The following is a 17,556-nucleotide window of genomic DNA, read 5'->3' on the forward strand; positions in this document are numbered from 1 at the left end:
CCCGGGGGGGGTGTCGCCTCGGGTATTTGTCGGGGGGCGCTCGGTTGTCTCTCCCGGGGGGTGTGGGGGGGGGGTGCCCCCCCCCCCCGCTCTGCCCCCCGCGGGGGGGGCCGGCGCGCGCCCCCCCCCACGCCTGACAACGCCGAATGTCCTGGCGCTGCCGTTCTTCCGGCAGTACCAGGACATCGACTACGCCGCGATCCCGAGGCCGAGCGCTACGGCGACCGGCGCCAGGTACAGCAACGGGAACGCCACAGTCTTGTACGAGCGCGCCCGCAGTACCGTCACCACCGCACCGGTGAAGTACAGGATCAGCCCGATCGCGGCGATCACCCCGATCACCGGCAGGAACAGCCCCACCAGCAGGCCCACCGACCCGAGGGCCTTGGCGATCCCCAGCGGCGTCCACCAGGTCTGCGGGACGCCGTATTCCACCAGCGGCTCCACCACGAACGGCGCCCGGCGCAGCAGTGAGAACGCCGAGAACCCCACCCACAGTGCGGCGACGACAGTAACGATGACGTAGGCGGTGAACATGTGCGTAACTCCTTCGGCAGCCGCGCGTTTCGCGGTATCTATCGAGGTGACGACACAGCCGCCGCGAGTGTGACATCGCCCGGACAAACGACAGCGGCCCCACACCGTTGGACGGTGTGGGGCCGCGGCGAAGGGAGTTACTTGCCGCCCTGATTGGCGACTGCGGCAGCACCGGCGGCAGCGGCGGCCGGGTCCAGGTACTCAGCGGCCTTCACCGGGCGCATGTTCTCGTCCAGTTCGTAGACCAGCGGAATGCCGGTGGGGATGTTCAGGCTGGAGATGTCCTCGTCGGAGATCCCGTCGAGGTGCTTCACCAGGGCGCGCAGCGAGTTGCCGTGCGCGGCGACCAGGACGGTCTTGCCGGTGAGCAGTTCCTTGGAGATGGTGTCTTCCCAGTACGGGACCATCCGCTTGACCACATCGAGCAGGCACTCGGTCTCGGGGACCTCGATGCCCGCGTAGCGCGGGTCGTTTTCCTGGCTGTACGGGTTGTCGGGCTGGATCGGCGGCGGCGGAGTGTCGTAGCTGCGGCGCCACAGCATGAACTGCTCCTGGCCGTACTGCTCGCGGACCTGCTCCTTGTTCTTGCCCTGCAGATCGCCGTAGTGGCGCTCGTTGAGGCGCCAGTCGCGCACGACCGGGATCCACAGCCGGTCGGCGGTGCCGAGGGCGTTGTCGGCGGTGCTGATCGCGCGGCGCAGCAGCGAGGTGTAGACGACGTCGGGCAGGATGCCTGCCTCTTTGAGCAGCTCTCCGGCCCGTTTACCCTCGGCGATGCCCTTGTCGGTGAGTTGCACGTCCACCCAGCCTGTGAACAGGTTGAGGGCGTTCCATTCGCTCTCGCCGTGGCGCAGTAGCACGAGGGTGTAGGTCATAGGGGCCATTCTGACATTGCGGCGATGTCAGGCCCACTCCACCTCGTCGAAGCCGATGACGATCTCGTAGGGTCCGCCTTTGACCAGCGCGTCGACCTGTAATCGTGACGCTACCGAGTCGACTTCGCGCACTACGGCGCACACCCCTTGGAACGGACCCTCCGGAATATGGACGACATCGCCCGGCACGTAGTCGGCAGCCACCTCATCGAGGCTACGCCCGCCGACGACCAGGCCGAACGAACGCGCCGAGCCCACTATCAGACAGACTGAAGAGTCCCCATCCCGCCTCAGCCCGCGGCAGCTTCGACCGCGAGCACCCCCGCCCCGACCAGCGTGGCGCCCTCGCTCAGTGTCGACAGTTCCACCGACAGACCCCCGATGAACTCGAGCCGGGCGTGCCTGGCGACGGCCGCACGCAACGGCCCCCACAGCGGCTCCCCCGACTGCGCGAACCCACCGCTGATCACCACCCGATCCACATCAAGCAGCGCGGCAGCAGACGAGATCGCCTGCCCTAGGGCGGTTCCCGCCCGAGCCATGGCCGCGAGCGCGATCGGGTCGCCACGATGCGCCGCCTCGGCGAGCTCCACCCCGCTCTCGCCCACCCAGCCACGCGCCCGCGCCCAGCGCACCGACGACATCCCGCTCGCCACCGCCTCCACGCACCCGACTCCGCCACAGGGACACGCGGTGTCGTCACCGGGCACCACGATGTGCCCGATGTGACCGGCATTTCCCGTGCGCCCCACCACGACTCGCCCATCGGCGATGATCCCCCCACCGACCCCCGACGACACCGTCAAGGCCAGCCCGTTGTCCACCCCGCGCAACCCGCCCACCCGATGTTCGGCCAGCACCAGGCACGCACCGTCGATCGCCAACCGCACCACCGCGTTCGGGAACAGCGTCCGCACCTGTTCCACGATCGCGAACCCGCCGCGCCACGCCGCCAGATTCAGCGGCCTGATCACCCCGGCGGGCACGTCGACCGGCCCGGCCGATCCGATCCCGACCGCACTCACCTCGTTGTCACCTGTCACAGCGACAAGCAGGTCCCGGCACACCGCCCATGGATCGCCGGAGGCAGCCACCGCCCGGCGCACCCCGTGCAGCCCGTAGTGCGGGTCCACAAGTCCCGCGGCGAATTTCGTCGCCCCGATATCGAGCGCAAGCACCGCCATCACCACTCCTACCTGCCGCGTCGGGCCAGGCCCGACCCCCTGATGTGACTCATCACAGCATGTGGCACGCGACACTTTGACTACTGGTCGGTACAAATCACAGGTTTTCGTTAGATACTTCGACACGGGTCGGGTCGTTCTCGTTGGGCAGCACTACTGTTGATGAAGGAAAGCTGTGTCGAAAATCGCTGTATTGGTGTTGAGTCTGCTATCGGTGGGGCTCTTCGCCGCACCCGCGGGCGCGAACCCGCTATATCCGACGCCTGATCCGGATCCGTTCTTCACGGCACCGGCCGACATCGCCGCGCTGGCACCCGGTGACGTCGTCCGGACCCGCCACATCGACACCTGGATGTACCCGGGCACCGAGGGCCACCAGGTCGCGTTCCGCTCCACCAACTCGGCGGGCAACGCGATCATGGGCATCACCACGGTGCTCATGCCGATCGGCGTGAAGAATCCGCCGCTGGTGTCCTACCAGGCGCTGATCAACTCCATCGGCACCCGCTGCAACCCCTCGCAGTCGCTGTTCAACGGCGAGCTGCAGGACGCCCCCGGCGCCATGCTGCCGCTGGCGCGCGGCTGGGCGATCTCGGTGCCCGATTACCTGGGCCCGACGGTGGCCTACGGTGCGGCCAAGCTCAGCGGCATGGTCACCCTCGACAGCGTGCGGGCCGTGCAGAAGGTCGCCGAGCTCGGTGTCGGCAACTCGCCGGTCGCGATCGCCGGCTACTCCGGCGGCGGCATGGCCACCGCATGGGCAGGCGCGCTGCAGCCCACCTACGCGCCGGAGCTGAAGCTCGCGGCCGTGGTGTCGGGCGGTATCCCCGCCGACCTCGAATTGATGGCCGACGCACTGGGTTTCGCGCCGCACCCCGGCTTCGGCCTCGCCTTCGCCGCCGCGATGGGTATCGAGCGCGAGTACCCCAACCAGGTGCCGGTGTCGGATCAGCTCAACGAAAACGGCCTGTGGTTCCGTGAATTCACCAAGGACGCTTGCCGTCGATTCCTGCTGTTCCACGGCATCACCCGCAACGCCGAGCAGATGGCGGCGTCCAAGGAACTGATGGGCAGCCAGGTCGCCCGTGGCGTCCTGCGCGAGAACAGCCTCGTGCACTTCCAGGGCGCGCCGACCGCACCCACCTACATCTGGCAGGGCAAGTACGACATCCTCACCCCGTACGCCCCGGTCGCCGAGACCATCGCCCGCTGGTGCGGTCAGGGTGCGCCGGTGCAGCTGAACACGGTCGAGATCTCCGAGCACATGACCGCCGCCGTGGCGGGGTTCCCCGATGCCTGGAACTACGTCGAGTCCCGCTTCCGCAACGAACCGGTCCCGACCAACTGCTGAACTGAAAAATGATGCCGGGCAGGAACTTTCCTGCCCGGCATCGTTGTTTTCAGACCTTGTCGGCTTCGTCGATGATGTGCTCGAAGGCACGCAGGTTCTTCAGCGACTCACCGCGCGAGACCCGCCATTTCCATTCCTTGCGAATGGATTCGGCGAACCCGAGCTCGAGCAGGATGTTGAAGTCGGCGTCGACCGCTTCGAGGGTCTGACCGAAGATGCGGTCGAGTTCGTCGGCGGTGACCGACTCGGCGGACATGCGGCCGACCAGGTAGATGTCGCCGACATTGTCGAGGGTGTAGGCCACGCCGTAGAGGCGGCGATTACGGCGCAGCAGGTACTTGTAGACGCCTTCGAAGTTCTCGTCGGGCTTGCGGCACACGAACGATTCGATGCGAACCCCGTGCTTGCCGACGGTCAGCATCACCGAGGTCTTCAGCTTGCGCTCCCCCGGCAGCACCACGATGAACGTGTCGTCGGCGTGGCGGGTGTATTCGATCTCGCGATCGCGCAGCGTGTCGTCGATAACCTGTGAAACGGCGCTCACCTGCGCACTCCCGTCCGGCGCCGCAACAGCGCCCGCGATCTGGCCTGCCTGGTCTCGCCCGCATGCAGGGCGATCGGACCGCGTTCGCGTCCGGTTCTGAATCCGGCCATCGCGGCAGCGTAGCTGTCGAGCAGACCGTCGGCGGTGTGCGCCCAGGAGAACCGGCTCGCGTGCTCGACGGCGGTGGTGCCCATGCGGGTCAGCCGGTCGGGATCGTCGAGCAGGGCGGCCAGCGCGTCGGCCCAGTCGGGTGTGCGATGCCCCGGCACCAGCAGGCCGGATTCGTGGTTGCGGACCGCGGTGCCGAGACCGCCGACGTCGGCGGCGAGCACCGGAGTGCCGCTGGCCTGTGCCTCGATGGCGACCAGGCCGAAGGATTCGTTGTAGCTGGGCACGGCGACCACATCGGCCGCGCGATACACCTGCACGAGCTTGTCGGCGGGCTGCGGCGGCAGGAACGTGACCCGTTCGGCGATGCCGAGGTCGGCGGCCAGTTCGATCAGCGCGTCGGGCCTGGCCAGGCCGGTACCGGACGGTCCGCCCACGATCAGCACGCGCAGTGTGCGGCCCGGATCGCGGCTCAGGAGCTCGGCCGCGGCCCGCACGAGCACGTCGGGGGCCTTGAGCGGCTGGATCCGGCCGATGAACGCGACGATCTGCTCGTCGGCGCGCAGACCGAGTTCGGTGCGCGCGGCGAGCTTGTCGCCGGGCCGGTAGCGGGTCAGGTCGGCGCCGGGCGGCACCACGTCGATGCGATCGGGCGAGGCGCCGTAGAGGTCGACGAGCTGACGGGCTTCGTCACCGGTATTGGCGACGAGCCGGTCGGACTCGGCGATCACCTGCTTCTCGCCGATCACCCTGGTCTCGGGTTCGGGGGTGTCCCCCTCGGCGAGCGCGGCGTTCTTCACCGCGGCGAGGGTGTGCGCGGTGTGCACCAGCGGCACCCGCCAGCGGTCGCGCGCGAGCCAGCCGACCTGGCCGGAGAGCCAGTAGTGCGAGTGCACGAGGTCGTAGTGGCCGGGTAGGTGCCGCGCTTCCTGCCGCAGCACCTCGGCGGTGAACGGACACAGCTGGGTGGGCAGCTCCTGCTTGTCGAGTCCCTCGAACGGCCCGGCAACCACGTGGCGCACGATCACGCCGGGTCCGGCCTCGGCGACCGGCGGCAGTTCCGACGAGGTCGCGCGGGTGAAGATCTCCACCTCGGTGCCCCGTTTGGCCAGCTCGAGCGCGGTTTGCAGCACGTAGACGTTCATCCCGCCCGCGTCCCCGGTGCCGGGCTGCGCCAGCGGCGAGGTATGCACCGATAACACCGCGATGCGATGGGGCAAAAGATCGGGACGACGCTGGCTCACACCCTCCAGTGTGCACGCCGCGACGCCGCCACCGTTGCCCCTACCGGGTTCGGTGACGGCTGTCACAGCGCAAACGCGTGTGAGTTCACGTACTCGTCGGGGTCGAGCCTGCCCGATCCGCCGCCGGAGCGCGAGCGGTTTTCGGCCGTCACGCTCGGTGCAGCGCCGCCTCGAACACGGGCCACGATTTGTGCATGTCCTGCTCCCAGTAGCCCCACGAATGGGTGCCGTTGGGGCGCAGATCCACTGTCGCGGGGATGCCGAGTGATTGCAGCCGATCGCGCAGCTGCTGGGTGCACAGATTCGTGACGGCTTCGAGCCCGGCGCCGAACAGCAACTGCATCGGGTCCATCCGGGCGCCGATGTTGTCGTACGGGCCGGGAATGCCGGTACCGGAGGAGATGTAGACGTCGGTGCCGCGCAACGATTCCGCGTGCAGGTAGGGGTCGTTGGCCGACCACGCGGGATCGGTGGGCGGGCCCCACATATTGGCCGCGTTGCCGAGCCTGCTGCCCACCACGGTCCGCACAATCGCCTGTCCGCGTGGATCACTCGTGCGCACGCACCCGCTGTAGGACCCGATCGCCCGGTACAGCCCCGGCTCCGACAGCGCGAGCTGGAACACCGAGGTACCCGCCATCGACAGGCCCGCAATGGCATTGGCGCCGGTGCCGTCGAACTCCTTGTCGATCACGGGCGGCAGCTCTTTGGTGAGGAAGGTGGTCCACCGCTGCTTGCCGAGCACCGGGTCGTCGGTCCGCCAGTCCGCGAAATAGCTTCCGGCCCCGCCGAACGGGATCACCACATTGACCTGTTTGTCCTTGAAGAACTCGACGACATCGGTGCGGTCCAGCCAATTGCCGTCGCTGCCCCCGCCGACCCCGTTGAGCAGATACAGCGTCGGCGCGGGCTCTTTCGGATCCGCGGCCCGCAACACCCGCACCCGGGTGACGATGTCCATCGCCGGTGAGTACACGCCCACATCGATGGTGCGATCGGGCTCGACCCGCTGATCCTCGATCCGCGCCGCCCCCGGATCGGCGCCCGCCGGCACCCCGACCACGACACCGGCCAACAAGCCCAACACGACCACCGCAACCCGTGCGCCCACTGCCCGACCAAACATCATCGAACTCCGTTCTCGACGCCGAATCCTCTTCTCCACATACGATCCAACGACATTCCAGAACGCTACACATGAATTCAGCGGAAGTCTGTGACGATTCCCAGAAGATTTTCCCGAAACCTGGACGTTCGATCCGATTGGTTAGCGAGCACAATCACAGGCCGATCACGTCAGCGCCGCAGACCAATCACATAACCGCCTCTACCAGCGTAAATATGTCCTCGATGCAACTTCTGAGCACACACCGCCCGGCAGATTTTCGCCGACATAAGGAGACCGGTCGGACCATTTCGACCGATGCCGTGAATTGCGAAATATGACACAACGAGCCTGCGAACTTATTCGCACAGCGGGAACCGGCGGCGAAGTCAGCACGACTCGAGCCGCAGGCGCAACCCGCACGCGGGCAGGTTCAGCCGACGCGCAACGCCGCGGCGAACACCGGCCAGGAGTGCCGGAGATCGTCGCGCCAGTAGCCCCAGGAGTGCGTTCCGGCGGGGCGGAGGTCGACCGTGGCGGGGATGGCCAGGTCGTGGAAGCGGGTGGCGAGCTGCTGGGTACACAGGGCGGTGACCGCGTCGAGGGCGCCGCCGACGATCACCTGGTCGAGGAGCTTCATCGAATCACCCTGTAGCCCAGGTCCGTCGACGGTGTCGAGCGAACCGGGCAGGCCGGTGCCGGAGGAGACGTAGATGGCGAGGCCACGCAGGCGCTCGGCGTGCAGGAACGGGTCGTTGGCGGCCCAGAGCGGGTCGCCGGGTTGTCCCCACATGTTCACAGGGTCGCCGTTCTGGCCGGATACGACGGTGTTGACGATGGCGTGGCCCTGCGGACCACTGGTGGAGACGCAGCCGCTGTAGGAGCCGACGGCTTTGTAGAGCTTGGGTGCCGCGAGCGCGAGCTGAAAGGCCGCGGTGCCCGCCATCGATACGCCCGCAATGGCATTGGCGCCGCTGCCGTGGAACGCGGTGTCGATGACGCGGGGCAGTTCGCGGGTGAGGAAGGTGGTCCAGCGCTGACGGCCGAGGACGGGGTCGTCGGCGCGCCAGTCGGCGTAGTAGCTGCCCGCGCCGCCGATCGGCATCACGACGGTGACCTGCTTGTCGGTGAAGAAGGTGTCGGCGTCGGTGCGGGTGAGCCAGTTGCCGCCGTCGCGCCAGTCACCGGTGGGGCCGACGCCACCGTCCACGCCGTTGAGCAGATACAGAACCGGTGCGTTCGCCGAGCGGTCGGGCGCGGGCAGCACCGCGACGGTCACCGATTTCGCCATGGCGGCCGAATGCACCACCAGCTCGACGACCCGGCCGGGACCGGGCGCGACGGAAATCAACCGCGGGGCATCGGCGGCCGGGCTCGCTCCGGCAACCGGGGCGGCCCACGCCAAGCCCGCCGCGAGAACCAGCACACAACGCGTCAAGACGCTCATGCGCCACCTCCATGCCCGGCCGCAGGACAGGCCGTCGACTCAGAGTAGGTCGCCCTCACCCGACCCGAACAGGTTTCTGAAACATTGCCGATTCAGAGCGGGCGAGGTGCGACGAGCTCACTCCAGAGCGTCGATAAACGCGCTGACCTCGACAAGGAAGCGCGGCCGGTCCTCGATGAACAGCCCGTGCTGCGCGCCTTCCCAGAAGGAACCGCGGGCGTCAGGGGCATTGTCGAGGATGTACTGACCATTGGCCGCCGGGACCACCGGGTCATCGGTGCCGTGCAGCACGAGAACCGGAACATCGAGGGCGCGAAGGGTTTCGGTGTTGTCGATCGTGCGGTAGAACAGCGCCTTGCGCACCGAGGGCGGGGTCGCGAGACTGCCGCCGAACAGCCGTTGCGCATCGACACCCTTGTCCTCACCCGGCCCGGTATTGGCATTGCCGAACACCGCGAACGCGCGAACCGCCCGCCCGGCGGCCTCGTCGAACACGCCCGGAATCGCCTTCTCCATCGAGGGTCCGGGCGCCGCACCGGGCACATCGCGGCCGATGTGCGCGGGCGCACCGCAGTAGACAACACCCGCGACCGCCGAGGTGCCATACGTGGCGAGGTAGTCGGTGGCGACGATCCCGCCATAGGACCAGCCCAGCAGCACCGCACCGGCGTCGACACCCTCCGCGGCCAGCACGGCGGCCACATCGCCCGCCCAAGCCTTGGGATCGTCATAACCGGCGCCGGGATCGTCGGAGTACCCGTGCCCGCGCAGATCGACCGCGATCACCCGATACCGCTCGGCCAGATCGTCCGCGGCCGCCCCCCAGCACCGCAGATTCCCAGCCCACCCGTGCAAGAGCACCAGTGGTCTACCGGTACCGCTCACCCGGTAGACGATCCTCGTTCCATCGGCACTGACAGCATCGCGAATAGCCATACCGTCAGGCTAATCGGCGCGGTCGCGAAGCGTTCCTCAGCTGGCGTCACCGTGATCGGAGCCATGGCGACCGGAAATACCGGGCGAATAAGATCGGCAAACATGAGCATTCGCACCGCCGTCGTCACCGGAGCCAGCTCGGGGATCGGTGAAGCCACCGCCCGGCAACTGGCAAAGCAGGGCTATCACGTCTATGTGGGTGCCCGCCGGTTCGACCGGGTGCAGCGCCTCGCCGCCGAGATCGGCGGCACCGCGATCGAACTCGACGTCACCTCCGAGGAATCGGTGCGCGCCTTCACCGACGCGATCGACCACGTCGACGTGCTGGTCAACAACGCGGGCGGCGCGAAAGGTATGGCCCCGGTCATCGACGCCGACCTGGACGACTGGCGCTGGATGTGGGAGACCAACGTCATCGGCACCCTGCGCGTCACCAAGGCGCTGCTCCCCAAACTGATCGCGTCCGGCGACGGCCTGATCGTCACCATCACCTCCATCGCCGCCCTGCACACCTACGACAACGGCTCCGGCTACACCTCCGCCAAGCACGCCCAGGCTGTCGCCCACCGCACCCTGCGCGGCGAGCTGCTCGGCCAGCCGGTCCGCCTCACCGAGATCGCCCCCGGCGCGGTGGAGACCGAGTTCTCCCTGGTCCGCTTCGACGGCGACGCCGACCGCGCCGCCAAGGTCTACGAGGGCATCGACCCGCTCTACGCCCAGGACATCGCCGAAATCGTCGGCTTCGTGGCCAGCCGCCCATCCCACGTCAACCTCGACACCATCGTCGTCAAACCCCGCGATCAGGCAGGCCCCGGCTCCTTCGCCCGCCGCTCCTGAGGACGTCGGCGGACAGCACCACTCGAGCCGTTTCCCCAGTTCTGGACCACTATCGCCGCGCAAACGTGAACCTCGTCACCCTCGATTCAGGGTCACCCAGGCGCGTTGACCTCACCCAGCGCCCCGAGCCCGGGGGCCAATTCCCCAGCTCCGTAGGCGGATCCAGGATCGATCGCCGTTCGGGTGGCGGGGTCGGTAGCCGGAATTGATACTGGGAGCGAGTCGCTCTGTCGTTGCCGTGAATTCGCCGCGCCGAGCGACCGGCCGTTAACATCGCCGTTTGCCGTTAGCCAGTCATAGGAGTCGAGGTTCGATGCTCGGTATCAAGTCCGTTTTCAGTGGGTTCAAAGATTTTCTGATGCGCGGGAACGTCATCGACCTCGCGGTCGCGGTCGTGATGGGTACCGCGTTCACCGCGGTGGTCACCTCGTTCAGCAAGGGGCTCATCAACCCGCTGCTCGCGGTGTTCGGCTCGACCAATGAGCTCGGCCTCGGTGTCCAGCTGATCGCCGACAAGCCGGCCACGTTCATCGCGTTCGGCCCGATCATCACCGCGTTCATCGACTTCTTCATGGTCGCCGCGGTCCTGTACTTCGTGCTGATGCTGCCGATGAAGTCGCTGAAGAACAAGTTCGGCACCACCAAGGACGCCGAGCCCACCGAGACCGAACTGCTCATCGAGATCCGCGATCTGCTGGCCAAGCAGCAGGGTCTGACCACCGACGAGACCGTCGAGCTGAGCAAGGAACGCGCGAGCCAGTCCGTCGAGGCGTAGTCGCCCCGATCAGGCGTATGCCGGGGTCTTGGTCGGCCAGCGGGGATGGTTGGCGTCGATCACATACGAGTGGGTGTGCTGGAAGTGGCGGGGGCCGATCTGGATCGCGTCGACCAGGATCGCCGGGTCGACCGAGCCGAGTTCGTGGACGTGGGTGATCTCGGCCGGGTCGTGGCGCGGCCACAGCCGGATCGCTGCAGTCGTGCCGAGGGCGGCGATCACGGCGAGGGTCGCCCAGGTGGCCGTGAAACCCGCGGTGGTGGCCAGCCAGCCGGTGATCGGGTAGGTGATCAGCCAGGCCAGGTGGGACAGGGAGAACTGGGCCGCGAACAGGGCGGGGCGGTCCTGTGCGCGGGCGGAACGACGTAGCACGCGGCCGGTCGGGGTGAGGATCAGGGCGGTACCCGCACCGATGACGGCCCAGGTGGTGAGGGCGGCGGGCCAGTGCCACTCGCCGGTCGGCAGGGTCGACAGGACGAGTGCGGCGGTCAGTCCGGTGAGGAGAACGGCGGCGCCGGTGAGCATGACCGGGCGCTCGCCGCGACGGTCCAGGATCCGGGGCAGCGTGAGGGCGATGAACATGGTGCCGAGGCCGTTCGCCGCCAGCAGTAGCGCGACGCCGGACTGATTGCCGCCGAGCACATCCCGCGCGTAGTTCACGGTGTTGACCATCACCACCGAACCGGCGGCGGCGACCACCAGGTTCAACCCGAGCAGGCCACGCAGCCGCGGAGTCGCCGCGAACAGCCGCAGCCCGGCGACGAGCCGTTCCTTGATCGCGCCGTCGCCGACTACCGCGTTCGGAATGCGCGCGGCCAGCACCAGGGCGACCGACACCGCGAAGCCGATACCGGTGCCGACGAACAGCCAGTGGAAGCTGATCAGGCTCAGCGCCAGCGCCGCCAGCATCGGGCTGAGCAGCGTTTCCATGGTCGCCGCGAGCTGAGCGGCCGACAGCGCCTTCGTGTAGTCGCGTTCGTCGGGCAGGATGTCGGGCAGAATCGCCTGGTAGGTGGGGGTATAGGCGGCCGAGGCGATCTGCAGCAGCGTGATGAGCACGTAGATCTGCCAGATCTGGTCGACGAAGGGCAGGGCGAGCACGATCGCGCCACGAATACCGTTGAGCGCCATCAGGAATTGCCTGCGCGGCAGCCTGCCCGCGTAGGCGCCCGCGATCGGCGCGACGGTCACATAGGCGACCATCTTCAGCGTCAACGCGGTGCTGAGCACGATGGCCGCGTTGCCGCCTGCCAGTTCGTAGGCGAGCAGACCGAGGGCCACGGTGGTGAGTCCGGTGCCGAACAGGGCCGCGACCTGGGCGGTGAACAGCAGCCGGTAGTCGCGGTGGGCGAACAGTGAGGTGGTCATGGTGCCTGCCCTTTCAAGGCTGCTTATCTGCGTATGAATGCAATAAGCAGCATAGGGCGGGAAATATTCCCGGACCACCGAAATTTCTTCGACTTGACCTCAAGGACCGTTGAGGTAGGACGGTAGAGCGCAGCGGCGGCCGAGGGCCGTCACCGACGAAGAGGAACGTCATGAGCGCCACGGTTGACCACGTCCGAACCACAATCAGCCCGCTGCGGCTCGCGGTCGTCATCGGCAGTACCAGGGAAGGGCGCTTCGGTCCGACGATCGCGGGCTGGTTCGTCCGGCAGGCCGCACTGCGCGACACGATCACCGTCGACGTCGTCGACACCGCGAGCGTCGAACTGCCGCACGCGTTCGGCGCCGCCACCGACCACCCCTCTGTGACGGAAGCCACCGAAAAGCTCGCGCGCGCTGATGCGTTCGTCGTGGTGACACCCGAGTACAACCACAGCTACCCGGGCTCGCTGAAGAACCTGATCGACACCCACCACGCCGAATGGCAGGCCAAGCCGGTCGGCTTCGTCTCCTACGGCGGCATCTCCGGCGGGCTGCGCGCCGTGGAACACCTGCGCCCGGTCTTCGCCGAACTCCACGCGGTCACCGTGCGCGACTCGGTCTGCTTCCCGAATCCGTGGGGCCGATTCGACGAGGCGGGCGAGCTGACCGCCCCGAACGACGCCGACGCCGCCGCCGCGACCATGCTCGATCAGCTGAGCTGGTGGGGCGAGGCCCTGCGCGCCGCACGCGTCGCCAACCCGTACGGGAAGTGACCGCGATGATCACTACCGCCGCGCCGGTCACCACCCGAAACCCGATGCGCGTGGCCCTGGTCCTCGTGGTCGGCATGGTCATGGCGACCCTCGATCAGACCATCGTCAACGTGGCCATCAACAAACTGTCGATGGAGTTCCACGCGGGCCTGAGCACGATCCAGTGGGTCGCCACCGGCTACTCGCTGGCCCTGGGCGCGGTGGTGCCGACCTCGGCATGGCTGGTCGGCCGGTTCGGCGCCAAGCGCCTGTATCTGACCGCGATCAGCGCGTTCGTGGCTGGTTCGGTGCTGGCCGGCCTGTCGTGGAATATCGAGTCGCTCATCGCTTTTCGATTGATTCAGGGTGCGAGCGGCGGGCTGTTGATGCCGGTCGCCATGACGATCCTGCTGCGCGCGGCCGGGCCGGATCGACTGGGGCAGTTGATGAGCACGCTCGGGTTGGCCATTCTGGTCGGCCCGCTGCTCGGCCCGGTGATCGGTGGCTACCTGATCGACGAGGTGTCGTGGCGGTGGATGTTCTTCATCAATCTGCCGCTCGGCGCGCTGGTGCTGGTGCTGGCCGCCCGGGTGGTACCCGATGACACGCCGGAACCGCCACGCGCGCTCGATGTGCGTGGGCTGCTGCTGATGTCGCCCGGCTTGGCGCTGGTGATCTACGGCGTCACCGCCGCGGGTGAGAGCGCCGGGTTCGCCACACCCGCGGTACTGGTGCCGCTGCTGGTGGGAGCCGGTCTGATCGCCGCGTTCGTGCGCCGTTCGCTGACCACCTCGGTGCCGCTGCTCGATCTGCGCGTGCTCGGCAACCGGACGACCGGCACCTCCGCGGTACTGCTGGCGGTATTCGCGGGCGGCTATTTCGGGTCGATGTTGTTGCTGCCGTTGTACTTCCAGATCGTGCGCGGTGAGTCGGCGCTGGTGGCGGGCGCTCTGGGGATACCGTTCGCCCTGGCGTCGGGTGCGACGATGCAGGTGGCGGGCAGATTGATCGATCGGATTCCGCCCGGCCGCTATCTGCCCGCGTCGATCACGGTAGCGCTCACCGGGTTCGTGCTGTTCGTGATCCAACTCGACGCGGACGCGCCGTACTGGGCGCTCTGCCTCACGATGGTGCTGATGGGAGCCGGTGGCGGCGGAACCATGATGCCGGTGATGACCACGGCGACCCGGCCACTGAGCCGCGAGCAGCAGCCTGCCGGGTCGACGGTGCTGAACATGATCAGCACCACCTCGATGGCGATCGGCACCGCGGTGGCCTCGGTGACACTGGGCGCACTGCTCCCGGTGGCCGGTGGACTCCAGGCGCTGCACGCCATGACGGCGGACCAGCGGGCCGAACTCGCCCCCGCCCTGGCCGACGCGTTCCAGCACACCTACCTGATCGCGCCCGTCATGATCGCGCTGGCACTCGTCCCGGCGCTGCTGCTGCCCCGCCGCTAGGGCGGGCCGAGCCGTCGTGCCGTGGCAGTCGAACGACCGCGGCACGACGGCATCGGCGGGCTATTCGGCGGGCAAGGCGGACATGGACTTCCACGTCTGCCAATCGACGGCCCAGTCGTAGATGTCGCCGTCGGCCTGGGACAACTCGATCGAGGTTCCGGTCACCTCCACCGGATCGCCGTAGAGGGCGGTCGGGAAGTAGGCCTGGGCATCGCCGGGTGAGAGGTTGATGCAGCCGTTGGTGACGTTCGAGGAACCCTGCGCAGAGAGGGATTCGGGGTTGGCGTGGATGAATTCGCCGTTGTTGGAGATACGGACGGCCCACCGTTCGCGAACGTTGGTGTAGTACGGCGGATTCGACATCATGAAGTCCTCGTACTTCTCGGTGACGATGTGCACGCCCGAGCGGGTGACATTGCGCGGCTCGTTGCCTTCGCCGTAGGACACCGCGAAGTCGAAGATCGTGGCGCCGTCACGCACGACCTGCATGCGGTGACTGGGAGCATTCGCGATGACGATCTGGCTGCGGCCGATGGTGAAGTCGGAGGTGACATCGGAGTCGCCGTACGCACCGCCGCCGAGGTCGACGCCGTAGAGCTTCGCGGCGACGTGCACGGTGGTGCCGGGGGTCCAGTAGTTCTTCGGACGCCAGTGCACCCGCGAGCCACCGTCGTCGGGCAGCCAGGCCCAGGATCCTTCGGTGCTCTGGTCGGTGGTGACGGTGAGCGCCTTCTCCACGGCCGCCTTGTTCGTGACCGGCCCTGCGAACTTCAGGATGATCGGCGCTCCGATCCCGACCTCCTGGCCGTCGCCGATATTGATCGTGGCCGGGATGGTCGACTGCGGACTGATCGTGGTGAACGTGCCGTCGATCGGGATCGGTTTCGCGTCGGCGCCGATGGCCGTACCGGCCCAGGTGTAGGACGCGCCGTAGCCGAGCGGTTCGGAGACCTTGTAGGTCGTGCGGTCGGGACTGAGCTGACCGGTGATCTGCTTGCCGCCCGCATTGGTGAGGGCGATCTGGTCGATCGTGCCATGGGCGACCGTCACCGAGACCGGCGCGACCGGATCGACATCGGTGGCTCCCGGAGCGGGCGCGATGGTGACCTGCGCGACCGATTCCGCCGCCTCGGCGTCCGTGCCCGGCCGGTCGATCGTGCACCCGGTCAGCACAACGAGCGCTGCCAGCAAGATCACCGCAACCACGGCCCGCCCGCCCCGAACGCCTCTTTCACGCCCCTGCGCCGACAAATCCCGCCGCGCGCGCAACAGACCGGTTACCGAATGTTTGCTCACGCATCGAATGTACGCCGAGCTACCGACCCGCACCCCGTGAGCGCGGTCTCACCGCCAACAGCTACGACCGGTTGAGCCATTCCTCGGTGAAGGTGGCCTCGTTGCCGAGGAGTTCGATCAGGCGCTCCGAGATGGCGGCTTCGATCTTGCCGCCGAAGAGCGGGATCTTCACCTCGATGGTGCCGTTGATGGCGGTGGTGGAGCCGGTGCCGTCGTCGGGAGCCATGGTGACCGTGCCGCGAACCACCGCGGGGGCGCCGTCCACGTGGGCTTCGAAGATGCCGCCGGTGCCGGTGTAGGTCTCGGTGCGCGGAATGACCAGGTCACCGGGACGCACGGCGGTGATGGCGGGCGGGAGCTGATCGGCGGGGATGGACTGCACCATCTGGACACGGATCTGGTCGCCGTCGACGGCGAAGGCGTCGAGCCGGGCCCCTGGGCCGCCGACCTCGGCGATCCGGGCCTTCCAGTACTGCTCGTCGGAGTACGCCGCGCGCACCGCATCGACGGAATGCGTATAGCCGGCAGTGAACGCCAGAGGTGTAGCCATGCTCGACACGGTACCGTCTGCGGACGTGCGTACAACACGGGTGGTGTCCTCCGATCAGCTGCGTGACCTGCTTGCCGATACCGGCGCGACGGTCCGCGATTCGGTGCGTTTGTCCGAATTGACGACCCTGCGGGTCGGCGGGCCCGCGCTGCTCGCCGAATGCGCGACCACCGAGGCGCTGGTGGCCACGGTGAAGGCCCTGGATGCGGCCGGTATCGCGGTCCTGCTGGTGGCGGGCGGGTCGAATCTGCTCATCGACGACGCGGGCTTCGACGGCGTGGCGGTCCGGATCGACACGACCGGTGTCGAGCTGGGGACCGACGGCGTGGTGGCCGAGGCGGGCGCGAACTGGGACGCGGTCGTCGCGGCGACCGTCGCGGCCGGGTTGGGCGGGCTGGAGTGCCTGTCCGGTATTCCGGGTTCGGCCGGTGCGACGCCGGTGCAGAACGTCGGCGCCTACGGGGTAGAGGTCGCGTCGCTGTTGCGCCGGGTGCGCCTGCTCGATCGCAAGACCGGGGACGTGCGCTGGGCCGAGCCCGCCGAACTCGGCTTCGGCTACCGGACCAGTGTGCTCAAGCACAGCGATGACGCCGTGGTCCTCGACGTCGAATTCGCGTTGGATCCGAGCGGGATGAGCGCGCCGGTGCGCTACGGCGAACTGGCGAAGGCGCTCGGCGCGGGCGACGGCGAGACCAGGCCGGTCGAGCAGGTGCGCGCGCAAGTGCTCAGCCTGCGCGCGGGCAAGGGCATGGTCCTGGACCCCGCCGATCACGACACCTGGAGTGCCGGCTCTTTCTTCACCAACCCGGTCGTCACCGAGGAGCAGTTGCCGCGGGTACTGGCCGCGATCGCCGCGCACGTCGGCGACGACGTCAAGGTGCCCACCTATCCCGCGCCCGATGGCACCAAGCTCTCGGCGGGCTGGCTCATCGAACGAGCCGGTTTCGCGAAGGGCTTCCCCGGCGAAGCCGCCGCCGCGCGCCTGTCGACCAAGCACACCCTGGCCCTCACCAACCGCGGCACCGCGACCGCATCCGACATCGTCGCCCTGGCCCGCACGGTCCGCGCGGGCGTCCTGGATCGATTCGGCGTGACGCTGGAACCGGAACCCGTAACGGTCGGCATCGATTTATAGGACCGAGCACAGACAACCCACCTCTTACCTCCGCCCGCACCTCAACCACGTA

General features: G+C 68.0%; 18 protein-coding genes. 6 read left to right on the forward strand and 12 right to left on the reverse strand.

Going from position 1 to position 17,556, the window contains the following annotated elements; genetic code table 11:
• Positions 1–189 precede the first annotated feature (189 nt).
• The 4 genes from ACFWPX_RS15000 to ACFWPX_RS15015 form a co-directional block, all read right to left on the reverse strand.
• Complete coding sequence (locus tag ACFWPX_RS15000) at positions 190–537, reverse strand: DoxX family protein (RefSeq protein ID WP_378927859.1); 348 nt, start codon at positions 535–537, stop codon at positions 190–192.
• A gap of 137 nt (positions 538–674) precedes the next feature.
• Complete coding sequence (locus tag ACFWPX_RS15005) at positions 675–1,412, reverse strand: phosphoglyceromutase (protein ID WP_378927860.1); 738 nt, start codon at positions 1,410–1,412, stop codon at positions 675–677.
• 27 nt (positions 1,413–1,439) lie between these two features.
• On the reverse strand, positions 1,440–1,616 hold the full coding sequence (locus ACFWPX_RS15010; RefSeq protein WP_170112119.1) for a hypothetical protein: 177 nt from the start codon (positions 1,614–1,616) through the stop codon (positions 1,440–1,442).
• 86 nt (positions 1,617–1,702) lie between these two features.
• Positions 1,703–2,596 (reverse strand): ROK family protein, encoded by an 894-nt coding sequence (locus ACFWPX_RS15015; RefSeq protein WP_378927861.1) that lies wholly within the window; start codon positions 2,594–2,596, stop codon positions 1,703–1,705.
• Positions 2,597–2,771: 175 nt separating this feature from the next.
• On the opposite strand from ACFWPX_RS15015, the gene ACFWPX_RS15020 reads away from it, so the two are divergent.
• Positions 2,772–3,947 (forward strand): lipase family protein, encoded by a 1,176-nt coding sequence (locus ACFWPX_RS15020; RefSeq protein WP_378927862.1) that lies wholly within the window; start codon positions 2,772–2,774, stop codon positions 3,945–3,947.
• A gap of 49 nt (positions 3,948–3,996) precedes the next feature.
• On the opposite strand, the gene ACFWPX_RS15025 is transcribed toward ACFWPX_RS15020, so the two are convergent.
• The 5 genes from ACFWPX_RS15025 to ACFWPX_RS15045 form a co-directional block, all read right to left on the reverse strand.
• Positions 3,997–4,491: a YbjN domain-containing protein gene (locus tag ACFWPX_RS15025; protein ID WP_378927863.1), complete on the reverse strand. Its 495-nt coding sequence runs from the start codon at positions 4,489–4,491 to the stop codon at positions 3,997–3,999.
• Positions 4,488–5,852, reverse strand: coding sequence for a D-inositol-3-phosphate glycosyltransferase (gene mshA, locus ACFWPX_RS15030; RefSeq protein ID WP_378927995.1), 1,365 nt, complete (start codon positions 5,850–5,852; stop codon positions 4,488–4,490). Before mshA ends, ACFWPX_RS15025 begins: the two co-directional genes overlap by 4 nt.
• A gap of 139 nt (positions 5,853–5,991) precedes the next feature.
• Positions 5,992–6,972: an alpha/beta hydrolase gene (locus ACFWPX_RS15035; protein WP_378913168.1), complete on the reverse strand. Its 981-nt coding sequence runs from the start codon at positions 6,970–6,972 to the stop codon at positions 5,992–5,994.
• Between the two features lie 409 nt (positions 6,973–7,381).
• Positions 7,382–8,395, reverse strand: coding sequence for an alpha/beta hydrolase (locus ACFWPX_RS15040; protein ID WP_378927864.1), 1,014 nt, complete (start codon positions 8,393–8,395; stop codon positions 7,382–7,384).
• 117 nt (positions 8,396–8,512) lie between these two features.
• Positions 8,513–9,331 carry an alpha/beta fold hydrolase gene (locus ACFWPX_RS15045; RefSeq protein ID WP_378927865.1) on the reverse strand — a complete coding sequence of 273 codons (819 nt, stop codon included), beginning with the start codon at positions 9,329–9,331 and terminating at the stop codon, positions 8,513–8,515.
• Positions 9,332–9,433: 102 nt separating this feature from the next.
• On the opposite strand from ACFWPX_RS15045, the gene ACFWPX_RS15050 reads away from it, so the two are divergent.
• Positions 9,434–10,168 carry an SDR family NAD(P)-dependent oxidoreductase gene (locus tag ACFWPX_RS15050; RefSeq protein ID WP_378927866.1) on the forward strand — a complete coding sequence of 245 codons (735 nt, stop codon included), beginning with the start codon at positions 9,434–9,436 and terminating at the stop codon, positions 10,166–10,168.
• A gap of 358 nt (positions 10,169–10,526) precedes the next feature.
• Entirely contained in the window at positions 10,527–10,943 is a 417-nt protein-coding gene (locus ACFWPX_RS15055; protein WP_378913164.1) for an MscL family protein, read from the forward strand.
• A 9-nt stretch (positions 10,944–10,952) separates the two neighbouring features.
• Here ACFWPX_RS15055 and ACFWPX_RS15060 read toward each other — a convergent pair whose 3' ends face one another.
• Positions 10,953–12,311, reverse strand: a complete 1,359-nt coding sequence (locus tag ACFWPX_RS15060) for an MFS transporter (RefSeq protein ID WP_378927867.1) — start codon at positions 12,309–12,311, stop codon at positions 10,953–10,955.
• A gap of 170 nt (positions 12,312–12,481) precedes the next feature.
• On the opposite strand from ACFWPX_RS15060, the gene ACFWPX_RS15065 reads away from it, so the two are divergent.
• On the forward strand, positions 12,482–13,084 hold the full coding sequence (locus tag ACFWPX_RS15065; protein WP_378927868.1) for an NADPH-dependent FMN reductase: 603 nt from the start codon (positions 12,482–12,484) through the stop codon (positions 13,082–13,084).
• A gap of 5 nt (positions 13,085–13,089) precedes the next feature.
• Positions 13,090–14,523, forward strand: a complete 1,434-nt coding sequence (locus tag ACFWPX_RS15070; protein ID WP_378927869.1) for a DHA2 family efflux MFS transporter permease subunit — start codon at positions 13,090–13,092, stop codon at positions 14,521–14,523.
• A 60-nt stretch (positions 14,524–14,583) separates the two neighbouring features.
• Here the strand turns inward: ACFWPX_RS15070 and ACFWPX_RS15075 are convergent, their stop codons facing one another.
• Together ACFWPX_RS15075 and ACFWPX_RS15080 are read right to left on the reverse strand one after the other, a co-directional pair.
• Positions 14,584–15,774, reverse strand: coding sequence for an Ig-like domain-containing protein (locus ACFWPX_RS15075; RefSeq protein ID WP_378927996.1), 1,191 nt, complete (start codon positions 15,772–15,774; stop codon positions 14,584–14,586).
• 106 nt (positions 15,775–15,880) lie between these two features.
• Positions 15,881–16,369: a DUF2505 domain-containing protein gene (locus tag ACFWPX_RS15080; protein ID WP_378913160.1), complete on the reverse strand. Its 489-nt coding sequence runs from the start codon at positions 16,367–16,369 to the stop codon at positions 15,881–15,883.
• On the opposite strand from ACFWPX_RS15080, the gene ACFWPX_RS15085 reads away from it, so the two are divergent.
• Complete coding sequence (locus ACFWPX_RS15085; RefSeq protein ID WP_378927870.1) at positions 16,368–17,504, forward strand: UDP-N-acetylmuramate dehydrogenase; 1,137 nt, start codon at positions 16,368–16,370, stop codon at positions 17,502–17,504. The two genes, ACFWPX_RS15080 and ACFWPX_RS15085, sit on opposite strands and share 2 nt — an antisense overlap.
• Positions 17,505–17,556 lie beyond the last annotated feature (52 nt).

This window comes from Nocardia sp. NPDC058518 (assembly GCF_042719655.1).
Taxonomy (GTDB): domain Bacteria; phylum Actinomycetota; class Actinomycetes; order Mycobacteriales; family Mycobacteriaceae; genus Nocardia.